Genomic DNA, 16,821 nt, shown 5'->3' on the forward strand with positions numbered 1-16,821 from the left:
CGTACAGGTCACGGGTCCGGCTGAAGCGGTGCGGCTGGTAGACCATCACCAGGCGACGCTCTGGCCAGCCACCGCGCACGGCCTTGATGATGGCCATGGCTTTTCTCCTTGCGGTTGTGGCCCTGGGGCCTATTCGAGTACCACTTCGAGGTCGAGGTGGCACAGCCTGCGATAAATCTCTTCCTTGCGTTCTCGCACTGCGTGGTTCTGCGGCAACAACTCACAGCAGCTATGCAGGAGGTGCAGCACTTCCAACGCAAGATCGGGCTCCCAGGCGTGCAGGCCCGAGCTCTGTAATTCTTGGTCGAGGGTTTCCAGCTGGGTCTTGGCCAGTTCGTATTTCTTGGCCATGAAGCACAGCCGCGCCAGGCTGAGCTGCCAGAAGAACCGCACGCGCCCGCCGTGGGCGTTCTGCAGGCCTTGCTTGAGAACCTGCACGGCGGCCTTGAGGCCGTCCTTGCGCAGGATCGGCAAGACCTCTTCGAGGGCTTCTTCCCAGGCCGGCTGGACGGTGGTGGTCTCGACCTTGCGCGGCGCGCTGGCGCTTTGCAGATGGGGCATGACATGGGCGCTGATCCAGCTGCGGGTGGCCGGATCGGCGAAGGGCGCGCCGTCGTGGAAACGCAGTTCGACCACGCCCGGCAGACGCTGCAGCAGGAGCGCGAAGTGAAACTCCACTTCGCGCATCGCCTGGTCGGCGTTCAGCCCCTGCAGGCATTCCCAGACCATGCGCTGGCCGTCGAACCAGAACGGCGCCCGGGCCAGGCTGGCTTCGAGCTCCACCAATAGGTCCGCGTATTGCCCGTTGGCGTAACGCTCCTGATAGGCCTTCAGCTTGTCGGCCGGCAGCCCGCGCAATGCGGTGACCTGCTCGGCATTACGTTCGGGAACGGCGTCGATGGGCAGCCACAGCATGGTGCGGTTCAGGCGCAGGGCACGCACATCGGTGGCCTTCTGCTTGAGCCACCAGGCGTTCAGCGGACGGGCGCTTTCCTGCATCGCACGCAGGGCTTTCTGCGCTTCCTTCTCGTTGTCGATAGGCGCGCCGGGGGTGAACAGCTGGGTCGCGGCCTGCTTGACCTGCGCCACCACCGCGCCCACGGCGCCGGGCTCCGGCTGGTTATCGGCGGCGCGCTGGATCATGGTCGACAGCCGGCGGCAGATCGGCAGCAGCAGGGGCGCGTCGTCACCCAGGTGCTGGGTGAGCGCGGCATCGAGCCCTTCCAGGTGCTCCACCAGGCGGCGGAACAGCGGCAACTGCTCCTTGACCGCGACGTTTTCGCCCAGCACCTGCTCCAGACGCGGCACCAGCCAACCGATGGCGGCGGAGCGGGTACGCAGTTTGGCGGGGTGGATGTGCGCCCAGTGCTGTTCGCACAGGTGCTGCAAGAGACCAACGCCGGCCAACAGGCCGGGGAAGGATTCGCGCTGGTACAAGGCCCAGGTGAGCCAGGCGGCGACCCGCAGATCCTTGGACTGGGTACGCAGCAGCGCTTCGCTGTTTTCGAGGATTTTCAGCCAGTCGATCTGACCGCTTTCATGCATGGATTGGGCTTTGCCCAGCTCGCTTTCCAGCGCCTCGTATTCGCTGGAGAAGCGAACGTCCTCGCCCGCAAAACTCTCTTTGGAAATAGAGGCCTTGGCGAGTTCGAGGTAATGGGCAGAAAGTTTACTTGAGTAGGACATCCATGGCCTTTTTGGTGATTACGGTCTATACGCACGCGAGACTTTCGACGTGCCGGACAGTATCAAAGAGCAATTGCTTCTACTCATCCAATTGAGTCTTGCTCTTTCAAGAGGGCGCATCGTAATCAGTATGATGGCCACTAGCAAGCATCGCCTCGAACAACAAGACGAACTGTCATAGGCGACTCGTAAGAGATTGCCCTATATATGACAGGGGTTCCCCTTAGACCATCAGTTGAATCCCTATTCCAACCAGAGGCGCCGGAAGCCGCGAGCCAGAGCGCTGCGTGATATGAACCAGAGATTGGCCCAATGATTAAGGGGCAATGCCGGGCAGTGTCGGAAAGTGCCAGGGGTAGGAATAATCTTAATTCTGAACTTTTATAAAAGTTCAGTCGGAGAAAACATCGGGCAACTTCAGGAAGTGCCACCAATATGATGGCACCACTGATGCTAGTTCGCCACTTGGCAATCTGTATGTTTTTTGAACAGTACAGATGAGCCCCTCAAAACTTGCGCAGCACACTCTCTTCTTTATATGCCGAACAGTCGCCCATAAAAAATGGGCATCCGAATTATTCGGCTTGCCCATTTTTCAATACGGTTCTCCCCGCTATCCAGGGAGTTCGCAACAGTTATGGATTGACGCTGTCTTTCAGCGATTTGCCTGGCTTGAAGGCTACGGTGTTGCTGGCCTTGATCTTCACCGGCTCGCCGGTTTGCGGATTCTTGCCGGTACGGGCACCACGGTGACGCTGCAGGAAGGTTCCGAAACCCACCAGGGTGACGCTGTCTTTACGGTGCAGGGCGCCGGTGATTTCTTCGAGAACGGCGTTGAGAACGCGGTTGGCCTGTTCTTTGGTCAGATCCGCTTTTTCAGCAATTGCAGCAGCGAGTTCTGGTTTACGCATAGTGAAGCCTCTTTGACGGTTTTTTGTTGTTATGTCCGTGCTGTTCTTCCGGAACAGCGCCCAAGGCGCCGCAGGCTCTACTCTGCGGCAGACGGGTGTGAGGATGGCACGCGGTTAGGAGTGGCGCCAGTCTCTGCGCGACCTTTGTAGTGGCAAACGCACGATTATTCCGACAGAACGACCAGTATTTAGGCCAACAAGCCGGGGAGCTCCTTGTTCAGCGCCAGCTTGTCCATGACGGCGGCGCCGGTCAGGGCATAACCCAGCAGTTTGCCGCCGGCATCGCGACACAGGGCCTTGATGTCGGCGCCCTGCCCTTCGACCGTCCACACGCCTTCCAGACCGCGTGGCGGCGGCGACACCACCAACGGGCAGACCGGGGTTTTCACGGTGATCGGCATCGGGCCGTAGCTGACCGCCGTCGGGTTGCCGGCCAGGGTCTGTGCCAGCGCTCGCGCACAGCTCATCAGGGGCATGACGTACAGCAAATTCAGCCCATCGACCTCGGCGCAGTCGCCCAGGGCATAGATGTTGGCGTGGGACGTCTTGAGATGACGGTCCACCACCACCCCACGGTTGACCATCAGCCCTGCAGCGGCTGCCAGGTCGATGCGCGGACGCAGGCCGATCGCCGAGACCACCAGGTCGCAGGCGATGACCTGGCCGTCGGACAGATGCGCCTCGAGCCCGTCCGCCGTGCGCTGCAAGCGGTTGAGCACCGGCCCCAGGTGGAAGCGGGCGCCCAGGCTTTCGAGCCCGGCCTGTACCGCGGCGGCGGCCGCCGGGTGCAGCAGGGTTGGCATGACCTGCTCGCAAGGCGCCACCAGGTCCACTTCATAACCGCCGAGAATCAGGTCGTTGGCGAACTCGCAGCCGATCAGGCCGGCGCCCAGCAGCAGTACCCGGCGCTTGCCGGCCGCAGCGGCGCGAAAGCGCGCGTAGTCTTCCAGGTCGTTGATCGGGAAGATCAGCTCGCCGGCATCGCCCTCTACCGGTACACGCACGGTTTCCGCGCCCCAGGCCAGGATCAGGTCGCGGTAGTTCACCGCTTCCTCACCGATCCACAGGCGCTTGTGGCCAGGGTCGATACCGCTGATGCGGGTGTGGGTGCGCACCTCGGCCTTCAACTGCTCGGCCATGGCCCCAGGCTCGGCCATGCTCAGGCCGTCGGCCTCCTTGTTCTTGCCAAAGCCGGTGGACAGCATCGGTTTGGAATAGGAACGCCCGTCATCCGCGGTGATCAGCAGCAGCGGCGTTTCGCTATCGAGCTTGCGAAATTCCCGGGCCAGGTTGTAGCCGGCCAGCCCGGTTCCCACGATGACGACAGGTGCACTCATTCATTACTCCTTTAATTAAGGGGCCCCCATAGTCCGGGGGAACTCGCAGACCGGGATCAGCCGATCTCGATCATTTCGAAATCCATCTTGCCGACCCCGCAATCCGGGCAGAGCCAGTCTTCAGGCACATCTTCCCAGCGGGTACCCGGCAGGATTCCGTCGTCTGGCCAGCCATCGGCTTCGTTGTAGATCAGGCCGCAGACCACACATTGCCACTTCTTCATTTACGCGTTTCCTCAGGTTTCAGGCTGTTGCCGGCAGGATGGTCGATGAATCGACTCTGGATGACGCCAGGAAGGCGCGCCCGGCCCAGCGCGTTTTGTACTGATGAGTACCGGCGGATGCAAGCACGTTTGCCACGGGCTGCCACTGCGTTCCGGAAAAATCCACGGCCGCCATGGTAAGCTCGCGACCTCATTTGCTGCCAATAACGACCCACTGTGCCGCACTCAACGCTTCCATTTTCCACCCCGGACTGGCGCTCGCAAAGCCGCCTGGCTCCCCTCCCCGACGCACGAACCCTCGACTGGCTGTTCGACGAAGGTTCGCTGACCCGGCGCCTGACCCGGCTCTCCGATGACGGTTTCAGCATCACGCCGCTGGTCGAAGGCTGGCAGACCTTGCGTGACGACGAATGCGCCGTGCTGGACCTGCCGCCAGCCAGCCAGGGCTGGGTCCGCGAGACCTATCTGCGCGGGCGCGGCCAGGCCTGGGTGTTCGCCCGCAGCGTGGCGGCCCGCAGCGCCCTGGAGAGCGGCGGACTGAACCTGGACGAACTGGGCAGCCGCTCCCTGGGTGAACTGCTGTTCTGCGACCAGGCTTTTGCGCGGCGCCCCATCGAAGTCTGCCATTACCCCCGCCCGTGGCTGCCCGCCGAAGCCCAGGCCGATGGCCTCTGGGCCCGGCGTTCGCGCTTCGACCGCGGGACGCTGAGCGTGCTGGTCGCCGAAATCTTCCTGCCGTCCCTGTGGCGCGCCGTCGGCGCCCAGCCGGAGAACCGCTGATGTACCAGAGCCTGCTCAAATCCCTCAACCGCCTGAACCCGCGCGCCTGGGACTTTATCCAGCTGACCCGCATGGACAAGCCGATCGGCATCTACCTGCTGCTCTGGCCGACCCTCTGGGCCCTGTGGATTGCCGGGAAAGGCTCGCCATCGCTGGCCAACATCGTGATCTTCGTGCTCGGCGTGACCCTGACCCGGGCCGGCGGCTGCGTGATCAACGACTGGGCCGACCGCAAGGTCGACGGCCATGTGAAGCGCACCGAACAGCGTCCGCTGGCCAGCGGCAAGATCCGCTCCCGGGAAGCCCTGGTGTTCTTCGCCGTGCTGATGTTCATCAGTTTCCTGCTGGTGCTATGCACCAACGCGGCAACTATCTGGCTGTCCCTGGGCGGCCTGGCGCTGGCGGCGACCTACCCCTTCATGAAGCGCTACACCTATTACCCGCAAGTGGTGCTGGGCGCGGCCTTCTCCTGGGGCATCCCGATGGCCTTCACCGCCGAAACCGGTGAACTGCCGGCCGTCGCCTGGCTACTGTTCATCGCCAACCTGCTGTGGACCGTGGGCTACGACACTTATTACGCGATGACCGACCGCGACGATGACCTGAAGATCGGGGTGAAATCCACCGCGATCCTGTTCGGCGAAGCCGACCGGGTGATCATCCTGAGCCTGCAGGGCCTGGCGCTGGCGTGCCTGCTGCTGGCGGGTGCGCGCTTCGAACTGGGGGTCTGGTTCCACCTGGGCTTGCTGGTGGCGGCCGGCTGTTTTGCCTGGGAGTTCTGGTACACCCGCGATCGCGAGCGGATGAAGTGCTTCAAGGCCTTTCTACATAACCACTGGGCGGGGCTGGCGATTTTCCTGGGAATAGTCCTGGATTACGCGGTTCGCTGAGGATCGGAATCGCGGGCAAGCCTCGCGCCTGCAAATGAGGCTTGCCCGCGGCGGTCAATCAGGCTTGGCCACTTTCCAGGCGCCATCCATCTTGCCGTCGCCGGTCATGTCGCCGGCTTTCTTGTCCATCATGAAGGTGTACAACGGTTTGCCGTCGTAGGCCCATTGCATGGAGCCGTCGTTACGCTTGATGACGGTCCACTCGCCCATGGACTTGTCGGTCGCCTTAGCCGCCAGAGGCGGCCAGTTGGTGGCGCATGCGTCGTTGCACATGGACTTGCCGCCGGCATCCTTGGCAAAGGTGTACAGGGTCATGCCCTTGTGATCGACGAACATGCCGTCTTTGGTCATCGCCGGGTCCGCAGCGGACGCCAGCCCCGGCAGGGCCAGCGCGGCGCTCACCAACAGGGCTTTCCAGGATTGCTTCAGTTGAGTCATAGAAACCTTCTTTTGTGGTTGTCAGGAATCGGACCCAAAGCTTAGTCCACGAATGCAGCCCCTGCCGCAGCACCTAAAATACTGTCACACGACTGCAATAATTCCGTTATCTAATGCGGCGCAAGACAGTTAAATGACAAGAGGAACAAGCATGGTTGGCAGGAGCATTCTGATCGTTGACGACGAAGCGCCCATTCGCGAAATGATCGCCGTTGCGTTGGAAATGGCCGGCTACGACTGCCTGGAGGCGGAGAACTCCCAGCAGGCCCATGCCATCATCATCGACCGCAAGCCCGACCTGATCTTGCTCGACTGGATGCTGCCCGGCACCTCCGGCATCGAGCTGGCCCGCCGCCTGAAACGCGATGAGCTGACCGGCGACATCCCGATCATCATGCTCACCGCCAAGGGCGAAGAGGACAACAAGATCCAGGGCCTGGAAGTCGGCGCCGACGACTACATCACCAAACCTTTTTCCCCGCGCGAGCTGGTAGCCCGCCTGAAAGCCGTGCTGCGCCGCGCCGGCCCGACCGACGGCGAGGCGCCGATCGAAGTCGGCGGCCTGCTGCTGGACCCGATCAGCCACCGGGTGACCATCGACGGCAAACCGGCCGAGATGGGCCCGACCGAATACCGCCTGCTGCAATTCTTCATGACCCACCAGGAACGCGCCTACACCCGTGGCCAGTTGCTGGACCAGGTCTGGGGCGGCAACGTGTATGTCGAAGAGCGTACCGTCGACGTGCATATCCGCCGCCTGCGCAAAGCCTTGGGCGACGCCTACGAGAATCTGGTACAAACCGTGCGCGGCACCGGCTACCGTTTCTCCACCAAGGCCTGAAGCCGGGCCTCTTCGCCAGACGCTTTACAAGGACGCGTGTTAAGTGAACCAGAACTGGCATGGCACCCTGATTCGCCACATGCTGCTGTTGATCACCGGCTGCCTGCTGGTGGGTCTGATCAGCGGGTACTACGGCTGGAGCCTGGCCATCGGCCTGGGGGTCTATCTGGCCTGGACCCTCAAGCAGCTGCTGCGCCTGCACGAATGGCTGCGCCTGCACCAGCCCGACGAAGCTCCGCCCGACGGCTACGGCCTGTGGGGCGAGGTATTCGACAGCATCTATCACCTGCAACGCCGCGACCAACGGGTGCGCGGGCGCCTGCAAGCGGTGATCGACCGGGTCCAGGAATCCACCGCGGCGCTCAAGGACGCGGTGATCATGCTCGACAGCGACGGCAACCTGGAGTGGTGGAACCGCGCCGCGGAAACCCTGCTGGGCCTGAAGACTCCACAGGACAGCGGCCAGCCGGTGACCAACCTGGTGCGCCATCCGCGCTTCAAGGAGTACTTCGAGCAGGACAACTACAACGAACCGCTGGAAATTCCCTCGCCGACCAACGACCGCGTGCGCATCCAGCTGTACATCACCCGCTACGGCAACAATGAACACCTGATGCTGGTGCGCGATGTGACCCGCATCCACCAGCTGGAACAGATGCGCAAGGACTTCATCGCCAACGTGTCCCACGAACTGCGCACGCCGCTGACGGTGATCTGCGGCTACCTGGAAACCCTGCTCGACAACGTCGAGGAACTGAACCCGCGCTGGAACCGCGCCCTGCAGCAGATGCAGCAGCAAGGCGGGCGCATGCAGACCCTGCTCAACGACCTGCTGCTGTTGGCCAAGCTGGAAGCCACCGACTACCCGTCGGACAACCATCCGGTGCCGATCGATGTACTGCTGCAGTCGATCAAGAGCGATGCCCAGGCCCTGTCCGGGGAGCGCAACCAGCGCATTACCCTGGAGGCCGATGCGGCTATCCAGCTCAAGGGCAGCGAGGCGGAACTGCGCAGCGCCTTTTCCAACCTGGTGTTCAACGCCGTGAAATACACCCCGGCCGAAGGCAGCATCCGCATCCGCTGGTGGGGCGACGAGCAAGGCGCGCACCTGAGCGTGCAGGACTCCGGCATCGGCATCGACAGCAAGCACCTGCCGCGCCTGACCGAACGCTTCTACCGGGTCGACTCCAGCCGCAACTCCAACACCGGCGGCACCGGCCTGGGTCTGGCCATCGTCAAGCACGTGCTGCTGCGCCATCGGGCACGTCTGGAAATCAGCAGCGTGCCGGGCCACGGCAGCACATTCACCTGCCATTTCGCCCCGGCCCAGATGAAAAGATTCCGCGCCGACACCCTGACCGACCAGCGCTGACAGCCACGCGCCACTAGGCAATCGCCCTGCCAGCCGCTACATTGGCTGGCTTGCGCCTGTCGTTGTGGCCGCGCATTTCTCTCTTTTTCGAATACACGGAACCCGCAAAACCCCATCATGGACCCTTCCCCTGGTTTTACCCTCGCGTCTCTTTTCGCCGACTTCGGCATGATTCTTTTTGCACTGCTCCTGGTTCTGCTCAACGGCTTTTTCGTAGCCGCCGAGTTCGCCATGGTCAAACTGCGCTCGACCCGGGTCGAGGCCATCGCCCATAAGAACGGCTGGCGCGGGCAGATCCTGCGCACCGTACACAGCCAGCTGGATGCCTATCTCTCCGCGTGCCAGCTGGGTATCACCCTGGCCTCCCTGGGCCTGGGCTGGGTCGGTGAACCAGCCTTCGCGCACCTGCTGGCGCCGCTGCTCAGCGCCGTGGGCGTGGACTCGCCGGAAGTGGTCAAGGCCGTGTCGTTCTTTACCGCCTTCTTCATCATTTCCTACCTGCACATCGTGGTCGGCGAGCTGGCGCCCAAGTCCTGGGCCATCCGCAAGCCCGAACTGCTGTCGCTGTGGACGGCGGTGCCGCTGTACCTGTTCTACTGGCTGATGTACCCGGCGATCTACCTGCTCAACGCCAGCGCCAACACCATCCTGCGTATCGCCGGCCAGGGCGAGCCCGGCCCGCATCACGAGCACCACTACAGCCGTGAAGAACTGAAGCTGATCCTGCACTCCAGCCGTGGCCAGGACCCCAGCGACCAGGGCATGCGCGTCCTGGCTTCGGCCGTGGAAATGGGCGAGCTGGAAGTGGTGGACTGGGCCAACTCCCGGGAAGACCTGATCAGCGTGGAGTTCAACGCCCCGCTGAAGCAGATCCTCGCCCTGTTCCGCCGCCACAAGTTCAGCCGCTACCCGGTCTACGACAGCGAGCGCAACGAGTTCGTCGGCCTGCTGCACATCAAGGACCTGCTGCTGGAACTGGCGGCGCTGGACCATATCCCGGAATCGTTCAACCTGGCCGAGCTGACCCGCCCGCTGGAGCGCGTGTCCCGGCACATGCCGCTGTCGCAGCTGCTGGAGCAGTTCCGTAAAGGCGGTTCGCACTTCGCCCTGGTGGAAGAAGCCGACGGCAAGATCATCGGCTACCTGACCATGGAAGACGTGCTGGAAGTGCTGGTCGGCGATATCCAGGACGAACACCGCAAGGCCGAGCGCGGCATCCTCGCCTACCAGCCCGGCAAACTGCTGGTGCGCGGCGACACCCCGCTGTTCAAGGTCGAGCGCCTGCTGGGCATCGACCTGGACCATATCGAGGCGGAAACCCTCGCCGGCCTGGTCTACGAGACCCTGAAACGGGTCCCGGAAGAAGAAGAGGTCATGGAAGTCGAAGGCCTGCGCATCATCATCAAGAAGATGAAAGGCCCGAAAATCGTCCTGGCCAAGGTGCTGATGCTCGATTGAGCAAGGCCTGACAGCTCGCTCCTGCAATGAACGGCATCTGCCTGCAGGAGCGAGTTGCTCGCGATAATCTCCCGAAATACCGCCATCCCACCTTTCTCCCCGCCTACTTCCCGGCTACTTCCCGCCTAGCGCGAAGTTCGGCAGGCTGCCTATCGGCTGGTTGAACTGATAGGGAATCGACACCAGCCCCAGGCCAGTATTGCGCTGCACCACGAAGTGCAGGTGCGGGCCACTGCTGTTGCCGGTGTTGCCCGACAACGCCAGCGGGCTGCCCACCACGACCCGCTGGCCTTCGCGCACGCTCACCGAGCCGCGCTTGAGGTGCAGGTACACGCCCATGGTGCCGTCGTTGTGCAGCACCCGCACGAAGTTGCCGGACGGGTCGGTGCCGCGCCCGCTCTGGCGGTTCTCGGTCTTCACCACCACCCCGGCACGCGCGGCGATGATCGGCGTGCCCTCGGGCATGGCGATGTCCATGGCATACCGGCTCTTGGGGCCGTAGTGGCTGTACTGGCCGTTGGCGCCCTGGGTCAGGCGAAACGGTCCGCCCCGCCAGGGCAACGGGTAACGATAGGCCTGGGTGGCCCCTGAGGGGTCGCCCAGGGAATAACGGAACTGCGGGACATAGATCAGCGGCTTGCCCGCCTGCGTGGCCATGAGCAGCGCCAGGCGCTGTCGGCTGCGGGCCGGCAGGACCCGGCGAATCGGTTGCTTGGGTGCGCCACGGACGTTCTTCAAGCCGGTAAACCCCAGCTCGATCTCCACGGGCGCATGCAGCTCGTTACGCACATAGATGCTGTCGACGCCCCAGCTCTTCTCGATATCCACGCGCACCTGGCGCTCCAGATGCTCGACCATCCGATCGCGAAACACGAATACCTGGGCGCCTGGCGTGGGACGGTCACTGTAGGACACCACTCCGTTGGCATCGGTGGACTTGTAGATGGTCATGGCCACCGCCGAGGTGGCAACCACCCACAAGCCGCAGGAAAACAGCAAGCGTGTGAGCATGGGCAAGATTCTTGGAAAAAGTCCTTACGTGAGGCTAGCAGCCCTAAATGGACTTTGTATGAATCAGCTCGATGCCAGAGGTTCCGCACCCGACGAACCGAAATGGATATCGACGCGCAGTTGCGCGGCGTCGGAGAGGTTCACCAACGCATCCAGGGAAAATTTGCTGATCTTGCCGCTGAGCACGTCGTTGAGGCGCGGCTGGGTGATATTGAGCCGCCTGGCGGCCTCCTTCTGCGAAACACCCCAGGCCTTGATGGTCTTGCCCAGCTCCAGCATGAGCTTGGAACGCAGGCGCATGTTGGCGGCTTCCTGGGGCGAACCTTCGAGCGCGTCCCAGACACTGGTGAAACGCGCGGTATGCATGTGATCGGTCATGGTGTGAACTTATCTCCTGAAGTCTGGCCCGAGCCAGCTCGATGTCCCGCGCTTCGGTCCGGCGGCTGGTCTTGCGCATGGCGTGCAGCACATAGATCGCCGCAGGCCGGTTGGCCACGTAAAACACCCGAAACGCCCCTGAGTCCTCGCTGATCCTGATCTCGAACACCCCCGGCCCCACGGTTTTCATCGACCGGCAGTCATAGGGGTGCTCGCCCTGCTGCAACAGATCCAGCTGAAAACCCGCGGCTCTTCGCGCATCCAGCGGAAAAGCCCGGAGATCCCGCAGCGCGCTCCCGACAAACACCACATCCTTGTGCCTAGGCATCGAACCTCTCCCGTTGCTGACAGCAGAGAGGTTAAACAACCCGACTGCCACAGCGTGCAGCCGGGTTGTTTCAAAGCATGGCCAGATACGAGAACAGCCGAAAGCACAGAGCACAATTTATATCCATATAGATATAAATCAACCTTGAACACCAGGAATCAGACACACGGCATCAAACCACCGCCCTCCCCCAGCGCCTTGTGCTGCGTGGTCTGTAGCCCATCGCAGCCATTATCCGGCACCCAATACGACGCCAGGCGCGGATGCCCCAAGCCATCGTCATCGGAGGGCAAAGGCGGGGTTCGGGAAAGTGTTTGCAGCAGGTTTCGCGCGGCATTCAGGTACAGGCCGGCGCTGATCCGGATCGATCGGCAAAACGAAAGGAAGTCAGAGATGGAACAAAGGGCCATGCGGGGATCCTGAAAATCCGCGCAACCTCTGTAGCCGCTGCCGAGCCCCGCGAGGCTGCGATCGACCCCGCAGGGGGCGCCGGATCTCAAGAGTGCTGGAGGACCTGCGGTCCTATCGCAGGCTCGGCCGCGGCTACAGGGTGTCGAGCGGTACGACACCCATCAGCAGCGACGAAAGCGCCTCAGCCCGCGCCAGGAACGAAGTGCTTCTGCGCCGTGCCCCGGGCGATCAGGCGGGAGATGTAGTCGAGCTTCTGCGCGTCCTGGTCGACGAAACGGAAGGTCAGCTGCAGCCACTCGCTGTCCGGCTTCGGCTCATAGGCCACCACCGCATGCAGGTAGCCGTTCAGACGCGCCACTTCGGCGTTGTCGCCCTGCTCCAGGTCCAGCACCGCGCTGTCGAGCACCTGAGGCAGGTTCTCGCTGCGCTTCACCACCAGCAGCGCCTCCTTGATGCTCAGGGCCTTGATCACGCATTGCTGGGTGCCGCCAGGCAGACGCAACTGGCCCTGGCCACGACCGCCCGAGGCCGCGGCGGCAGGCGCTGGCGCCTTGACTGGCGGGCTGTTGAGCAGGCCCCGGGAAGGGGCTGCCGCCGGAGCCGGAGCCGCGACAGTGGCAGGCTTGGCGAACGGATTGACCACCGCGGCCGCAGCCGGCGCGGTGCCTACGACTTCCGCCTTGCCACCGGTCAGGGCGCTCAGGGAATCGTTGCCGAAGGCCGAGTTCATCTTGGTCGGTGCGCTGTTCATCAGCGTGTCGAGCTTGCCGACCTTGTTCAGCGCCTGCTTGACCTTGGTCAGCAGCTGCTCGTTGGTGAACGGCTTGCTGACGTAGCCGGAGACGCCGGCCTGGATGGCCTGTACCACGTTCTCCTTGTCGCCACGGCTGGTGACCATGACGAACGGCATGGCCTTCATGGACTCCTGGCTGCGGCACCAGGTCAGCAGCTCCAGGCCGGACATTTCCGGCATTTCCCAGTCGCACAGGACCAGGTCGAACGCTTCACGGGCCAGCAGGGCCTGGGCTTTACGGCCGTTGATGGCGTCTTCGATCTTGATGCCAGGGAAGTAGTTGCGCAGACATTTCTTCACCAGGTCACGAATGAACGAAGCGTCATCCACCACCAACACACTTACCTTACTCATCGACCACCCCTTAAAAAATCCCGGCTAGCATAACGCTTTACTGATGGCACTTTGCCAAAACTCTTCAGTCACGCCAGGACTTTTCGTTCGCGGGCGCTGCTTTTCAAGTTCGATCCCGTAAACAAAAACGCCCGGCCAAAAGGCCGGGCGCTTCTTCGGGCAACCTTACTTATCGTCAGCTTCACCCGGAACATTAGCGGATTCGGCACTTGTGCCTTCAACTTCTTCCTTCATCCGCTTCAGGCCCATATGGCGCACATCGGTGCCGCGCACCAGGTAGATCACCAGCTCGGAAATGTTGCGTGCGTGGTCACCGATCCGCTCCAGGGAACGCAGGACCCAGATGATGCTCAGAACCCGCGAGATAGAGCGCGGGTCTTCCATCATGTAGGTGGCCAGCTCACGCAGCGCGGTCTTGTACTCGCGGTCGATGATCTTGTCGTACTGGGCCACCGACAGCGCCAGGTCGGCGTCGAAACGGGCAAAGGCATCCAGCGCATCGCGGACCATGTTGCGCACCTGGTCGCCGATATGCCGCACTTCCACGTAGCCACGCGGGGCCTCGCCTTCTTCGCACAACTGGATGGCGCGACGGGCGATCTTGGTCGATTCGTCGCCGATGCGCTCCAGGTCGATCACCGACTTGGAGATGCTGATGATCAACCGCAGGTCGGAAGCCGCCGGCTGGCGACGAGCGAGAATGCGCAGGCATTCTTCGTCGATGTTGCGTTCCATCTGGTTGATCTGTTCATCGATCTCGCGCACCTGCTGGGCGAGCCCCGAATCGGCCTCGATCAGCGCGGTGACGGCATCGTTGACTTGTTTCTCGACCAGCCCGCCCATCGCCAGGAGGTGGCTGCGCACCTCCTCGAGTTCGGCGTTGAACTGCTGGGAGATGTGGTGAGTAAGGCCTTCTTTGGAAATCATCTGGTTCGCTCCGCGAAAGTTGCAAGCTTCAAGCTGCAAGCTTCAAGCAGTTATGTGTAGATCCTGATATCGCACCGCTTCTTTCTTGCCGCCTGCAGCTCGACGCTTGCGGCTGCCCTGCTAGCCGTAACGACCGGTGATGTAGTCTTCGGTCTGCTTCTTCGCCGGGTTGGTGAACAAGGTGTCGGTGTCGCCGAATTCCACCAGTTTGCCCATGTACATGAACGCCGTGTAGTCGGAGACCCGGGCGGCCTGCTGCATGTTGTGGGTCACGATCACGATGGTGAACTTGGATTTCAGTTCGTAGATCAGTTCCTCGACTTTCAGGGTGGAGATCGGGTCGAGTGCCGAGCACGGCTCGTCGAGCAGCAGCACTTCCGGCTCCACGGCGATGGTCCGGGCGATCACCAGACGCTGCTGCTGGCCGCCGGACAGGCCGAGTGCCGAGTCGTGCAGGCGGTCCTTGACCTCGTCCCACAGCGCCGCGCCCTTGAGCGCCCACTCCACGGCTTCGTCGAGGATGCGCTTTTTGTTGATGCCCTGGATACGCAGGCCGTAGACCACGTTCTCGTAGATGGTTTTCGGGAACGGGTTGGGCTTCTGGAACACCATGCCCACCCGGCGGCGCAGCTCGGCCACGTCTTCGCCCTTGCGGTAGATGTTGTTGCCGTAGAGGTTGATCTCACCTTCCACGCGGCAGCCGTCCACCAGGTCGTTCATGCGGTTGAAGGTGCGCAGCAGGGTCGACTTGCCGCAGCCGGACGGGCCGATGAAGGCGGTCACGCGCTGCTTCGGAATGTTCATGCTGACGTCGAACAACGCCTGCTTTTCACCGTAGAACAGGCTCAGGCCCGGGACTTCGATGGCCACGGTTTCCTGCTCCAGGCTCAGGCTCTGCTTGTCGCGGCCCAGGGCCGACATATTGATGCCGTGGGTATGTGCTTCTTGCTGCATGGGTAACTCCCTGCGCTAACAAATTCGTTTCAGTGGGCCGCGGCGAAAAGGCCTGCGGTGGCGCCTTCTCTGTAGGAGCGAGGCTTGCCAGCGAAGCGAGGGGGAACCCAACGCACTGTCTGCGTCTGGAAGATCCCATCGCGAGCAAGCTTCGCTCCTACAGGTAGGGCGGCCATTAACTATCCAGTGCCTTGTACTTCTCGCGCAGGTGGTTACGGATCCACACCGCCGACAGGTTGAGTACCGCGATCACCAGTACCAGCAGCAGCGCCGTGGCGTACACCAGCGGCCGCGCGGCCTCGACGTTCGGGCTCTGGAAGCCGACGTCGTAGATATGGAAGCCCAGGTGCATGATCTTCTGGTCCAGGTGCAGGTACGGATAGTTTCCGTCCACTGGCAGCGACGGCGCCAGCTTCACCACACCCACCAGCATCAGCGGCGCCACTTCGCCGGCGGCACGGGCCACCGCGAGGATCATGCCGGTCATCATCGCCGGGCTGGCCATGGGCAGCACGATCTTCCACAGGGTTTCCGCCTTGGTCGCGCCCAGGGCCAGGGAGCCTTCGCGCACGGTACGCGGGATCCGCGCCAGGCCTTCCTCGGTGGCCACGATCACCACCGGCACCGCCAGCAGCGCCAGGGTCAGCGACGCCCAGAGCAGGCCCGGGGTGCCGAAGGTCGGGGCCGGGAGCGCCTCGGGGAAGAACAGCCGGTCGAGGGAACCGCCCAGCACATAGACGAAGAAGCCCAGGCCGAACACGCCGTAGACGATGGCCGGAACGCCCGCCAGGTTGTTCACCGCGATGCGGATCACCCGGGTCAGGGTGTTCTGCTTGGCGTATTCGCGCAGGTACACCGCGGCCAGTACGCCGAACGGGGTGACGATCATGGCCATGATCAGGGTCATCATCACGGTGCCGAAGATCGCCGGGAAGATACCGCCTTCGGTATTGGCTTCACGCGGGTCGTCGCTGAGGAACTCCCAGACCTTGCTGAAGTAGAAACCCAGCTTGGTGAAGGTGCCCATGGCGTTCGGCTGGTAGGCATGCACCACCTTGCCCAGGCCGATTTCCAGTTCCTTGCCGTTGGCATCGCGGGCGGTCAGGCTGTCGCGGTTGAACTGCGCATGCAGGTCGCTCAGGCGCGCTTCGACTTCCTGGTAACGGGCGTTCAGCTCGGCGCGCTCGCTGTCCATGTCGGCCTGGGCGGCGGCATCGAGCTTGCCGTCCAGTTCCAGCTTGCGACCGTGCAGACGGATCCGCTCCAGACCGGAGTTGATCGCACCGATGTCGACCTTCTCCAGGGTCTTGAGCTGGGCTGCCAGCTTGTTCACCCGCTCGATCCGCGCCTGCAGTTCCGGCCAGGCGGCTTCGCCTTCGGCGATCACCTTGCCGTTTTCCTTGACGTTGACCAGGTAGCCGTAGAAGTTGCCCCACTCGCGGCGCTCGATGGCCATCAGCTCCGGCGGCGTGGTCTGGTTGGTCAGCCAGTCGCCGACGATCCAGGTGAAGTCGTTGCCGTTCAGGTCACGGTTGCCGACCTTGATCAGCTCGCGGGTCATGAACTCCGGGCCTTCGTCCGGCACCGGCAGGCCGGCGCTCTTGAGCCGCGCCCGCGGCACTTCTTCCTTCTGCCGATGCTGTCGAACAGGCCCTCGACAAAGAACCGCTCCCACATCGGCCCGATCCGCGCGCTGTCGGTTTTTTGTTCGTCGGCATTGCAGGTGCG

The 16,821-nt window shown here is 62.8% G+C and carries 16 protein-coding genes and 4 pseudogenes; 5 read left to right on the forward strand and 15 right to left on the reverse strand.

Annotated elements, in window-relative coordinates; translation table 11 throughout:
- The 5 genes and pseudogenes from ACQKQA_RS26435 to ACQKQA_RS26455 all read right to left on the reverse strand — a co-directional run.
- Nucleotides 1–106: pseudogene (locus ACQKQA_RS26435) on the reverse strand (hypothetical protein); the annotation flags it as partial.
- A 23-nt stretch (nucleotides 107–129) separates the two neighbouring features.
- Nucleotides 130–1,686, reverse strand: coding sequence for a type VI secretion system protein TssA (gene tssA, locus ACQKQA_RS26440; RefSeq protein WP_427564019.1), 1,557 nt, complete (start codon nucleotides 1,684–1,686; stop codon nucleotides 130–132).
- Between the two features lie 635 nt (nucleotides 1,687–2,321).
- Entirely contained in the window at nucleotides 2,322–2,597 is a 276-nt protein-coding gene (locus ACQKQA_RS26445; RefSeq protein ID WP_003213368.1) for an HU family DNA-binding protein, read from the reverse strand.
- Nucleotides 2,598–2,785: 188 nt separating this feature from the next.
- Complete coding sequence (locus tag ACQKQA_RS26450) at nucleotides 2,786–3,934, reverse strand: NAD(P)/FAD-dependent oxidoreductase (protein ID WP_427564022.1); 1,149 nt, start codon at nucleotides 3,932–3,934, stop codon at nucleotides 2,786–2,788.
- Between the two features lie 56 nt (nucleotides 3,935–3,990).
- A complete protein-coding gene (locus ACQKQA_RS26455; protein ID WP_007930291.1) occupies nucleotides 3,991–4,158 on the reverse strand; it encodes a rubredoxin in 168 nt (55 codons plus the stop codon).
- 216 nt (nucleotides 4,159–4,374) lie between these two features.
- Here ACQKQA_RS26455 and ACQKQA_RS26460 point away from each other — a divergent pair, with 216 nt between their 5' ends.
- Complete coding sequence (locus ACQKQA_RS26460; protein WP_427564024.1) at nucleotides 4,375–4,938, forward strand: chorismate--pyruvate lyase family protein; 564 nt, start codon at nucleotides 4,375–4,377, stop codon at nucleotides 4,936–4,938.
- Nucleotides 4,938–5,828 carry a 4-hydroxybenzoate octaprenyltransferase gene (gene ubiA / locus ACQKQA_RS26465; protein WP_427564025.1) on the forward strand — a complete coding sequence of 297 codons (891 nt, stop codon included), beginning with the start codon at nucleotides 4,938–4,940 and terminating at the stop codon, nucleotides 5,826–5,828. The genes ACQKQA_RS26460 and ubiA overlap by 1 nt, the downstream gene beginning before the upstream one ends.
- Before the next feature lie 54 nt (nucleotides 5,829–5,882).
- Here the strand turns inward: ubiA and ACQKQA_RS26470 are convergent, their stop codons facing one another.
- Nucleotides 5,883–6,266, reverse strand: a complete 384-nt coding sequence (locus ACQKQA_RS26470) for a COG4315 family predicted lipoprotein (protein ID WP_427564026.1) — start codon at nucleotides 6,264–6,266, stop codon at nucleotides 5,883–5,885.
- A 151-nt stretch (nucleotides 6,267–6,417) separates the two neighbouring features.
- Between ACQKQA_RS26470 and phoB the strand changes: the two genes are divergently transcribed.
- From phoB to ACQKQA_RS26485, 3 genes are all read left to right on the forward strand, one after another.
- Nucleotides 6,418–7,107: a phosphate regulon transcriptional regulator PhoB gene (gene phoB / locus ACQKQA_RS26475; protein ID WP_427564028.1), complete on the forward strand. Its 690-nt coding sequence runs from the start codon at nucleotides 6,418–6,420 to the stop codon at nucleotides 7,105–7,107.
- Nucleotides 7,108–7,186: 79 nt separating this feature from the next.
- On the forward strand, nucleotides 7,187–8,479 hold the full coding sequence (gene phoR / locus ACQKQA_RS26480; RefSeq protein ID WP_427564040.1) for a phosphate regulon sensor histidine kinase PhoR: 1,293 nt from the start codon (nucleotides 7,187–7,189) through the stop codon (nucleotides 8,477–8,479).
- A 117-nt stretch (nucleotides 8,480–8,596) separates the two neighbouring features.
- Nucleotides 8,597–9,937 (forward strand): hemolysin family protein, encoded by a 1,341-nt coding sequence (locus ACQKQA_RS26485; RefSeq protein ID WP_097306452.1) that lies wholly within the window; start codon nucleotides 8,597–8,599, stop codon nucleotides 9,935–9,937.
- Nucleotides 9,938–10,051: 114 nt separating this feature from the next.
- Here the strand turns inward: ACQKQA_RS26485 and ACQKQA_RS26490 are convergent, their stop codons facing one another.
- The 9 genes and pseudogenes from ACQKQA_RS26490 to ACQKQA_RS26530 form a co-directional block, all read right to left on the reverse strand.
- A complete protein-coding gene (locus ACQKQA_RS26490) occupies nucleotides 10,052–10,948 on the reverse strand; it encodes a peptidoglycan DD-metalloendopeptidase family protein (RefSeq protein WP_427564030.1) in 897 nt (298 codons plus the stop codon).
- 63 nt (nucleotides 10,949–11,011) lie between these two features.
- Nucleotides 11,012–11,326 carry a helix-turn-helix domain-containing protein gene (locus tag ACQKQA_RS26495; protein ID WP_427564032.1) on the reverse strand — a complete coding sequence of 105 codons (315 nt, stop codon included), beginning with the start codon at nucleotides 11,324–11,326 and terminating at the stop codon, nucleotides 11,012–11,014.
- Nucleotides 11,327–11,333: 7 nt separating this feature from the next.
- Nucleotides 11,334–11,654, reverse strand: a pseudogene (locus ACQKQA_RS26500) (type II toxin-antitoxin system RelE/ParE family toxin); the annotation flags it as partial.
- 158 nt (nucleotides 11,655–11,812) lie between these two features.
- Complete coding sequence (locus ACQKQA_RS26505) at nucleotides 11,813–12,064, reverse strand: hypothetical protein (RefSeq protein WP_427564034.1); 252 nt, start codon at nucleotides 12,062–12,064, stop codon at nucleotides 11,813–11,815.
- A 182-nt stretch (nucleotides 12,065–12,246) separates the two neighbouring features.
- The gene (locus tag ACQKQA_RS26510) at nucleotides 12,247–13,212 is read right to left on the reverse strand and encodes a response regulator (RefSeq protein WP_427564036.1); all 966 of its coding nucleotides are present in this window, start codon (nucleotides 13,210–13,212) and stop codon (nucleotides 12,247–12,249) included.
- A 165-nt stretch (nucleotides 13,213–13,377) separates the two neighbouring features.
- Nucleotides 13,378–14,139 (reverse strand): phosphate signaling complex protein PhoU, encoded by a 762-nt coding sequence (gene phoU / locus ACQKQA_RS26515; RefSeq protein ID WP_427564038.1) that lies wholly within the window; start codon nucleotides 14,137–14,139, stop codon nucleotides 13,378–13,380.
- A 120-nt stretch (nucleotides 14,140–14,259) separates the two neighbouring features.
- Complete coding sequence (gene pstB, locus ACQKQA_RS26520; protein WP_009051604.1) at nucleotides 14,260–15,093, reverse strand: phosphate ABC transporter ATP-binding protein PstB; 834 nt, start codon at nucleotides 15,091–15,093, stop codon at nucleotides 14,260–14,262.
- A 175-nt stretch (nucleotides 15,094–15,268) separates the two neighbouring features.
- Nucleotides 15,269–16,726 (reverse strand): annotated as a pseudogene (gene pstA / locus ACQKQA_RS26525) (phosphate ABC transporter permease PstA); the annotation flags it as partial.
- Nucleotides 16,717–16,821 (reverse strand): annotated as a pseudogene (locus ACQKQA_RS26530) (GyrI-like domain-containing protein); the annotation flags it as partial. The pseudogenes ACQKQA_RS26530 and pstA, both read right to left, overlap by 10 nt.

The sequence above is a fragment of the Pseudomonas sp. NPDC089530 genome, assembly GCF_050280705.1.
Lineage (GTDB): Bacteria > Pseudomonadota > Gammaproteobacteria > Pseudomonadales > Pseudomonadaceae > Aquipseudomonas.

Bases quoted from the DNA above. Each gene is read 5' to 3' on its own strand.
- ubiA (WP_427564025.1), top strand. From the start codon at position 4,938: ATGTACCAGAGCCTGCTCAAATCCCTCAACCGCCTGAACCCGCGCGCC.
- ACQKQA_RS26490 (WP_427564030.1), bottom strand. From the start codon at position 10,948: ATGCTCACACGCTTGCTGTTTTCCTGCGGCTTGTGGGTGGTTGCCACC.
- tssA (WP_427564019.1), bottom strand. From the start codon at position 1,686: ATGTCCTACTCAAGTAAACTTTCTGCCCATTACCTCGAACTCGCCAAG.
- phoU (WP_427564038.1), bottom strand. From the start codon at position 14,139: ATGATTTCCAAAGAAGGCCTTACTCACCACATCTCCCAGCAGTTCAAC.
- ACQKQA_RS26445 (WP_003213368.1), bottom strand. From the start codon at position 2,597: ATGCGTAAACCAGAACTCGCTGCTGCAATTGCTGAAAAAGCGGATCTG.
- ACQKQA_RS26470 (WP_427564026.1), bottom strand. From the start codon at position 6,266: ATGACTCAACTGAAGCAATCCTGGAAAGCCCTGTTGGTGAGCGCCGCG.
- ACQKQA_RS26510 (WP_427564036.1), bottom strand. From the start codon at position 13,212: ATGAGTAAGGTAAGTGTGTTGGTGGTGGATGACGCTTCGTTCATTCGT.
- ACQKQA_RS26485 (WP_097306452.1), top strand. From the start codon at position 8,597: ATGGACCCTTCCCCTGGTTTTACCCTCGCGTCTCTTTTCGCCGACTTC.
- ACQKQA_RS26495 (WP_427564032.1), bottom strand. From the start codon at position 11,326: ATGACCGATCACATGCATACCGCGCGTTTCACCAGTGTCTGGGACGCG.
- ACQKQA_RS26450 (WP_427564022.1), bottom strand. From the start codon at position 3,934: ATGAGTGCACCTGTCGTCATCGTGGGAACCGGGCTGGCCGGCTACAAC.
- ACQKQA_RS26455 (WP_007930291.1), bottom strand. From the start codon at position 4,158: ATGAAGAAGTGGCAATGTGTGGTCTGCGGCCTGATCTACAACGAAGCC.
- pstB (WP_009051604.1), bottom strand. From the start codon at position 15,093: ATGCAGCAAGAAGCACATACCCACGGCATCAATATGTCGGCCCTGGGC.
- phoR (WP_427564040.1), top strand. From the start codon at position 7,187: ATGCTGCTGTTGATCACCGGCTGCCTGCTGGTGGGTCTGATCAGCGGG.
- ACQKQA_RS26505 (WP_427564034.1), bottom strand. From the start codon at position 12,064: ATGGCCCTTTGTTCCATCTCTGACTTCCTTTCGTTTTGCCGATCGATC.
- phoB (WP_427564028.1), top strand. From the start codon at position 6,418: ATGGTTGGCAGGAGCATTCTGATCGTTGACGACGAAGCGCCCATTCGC.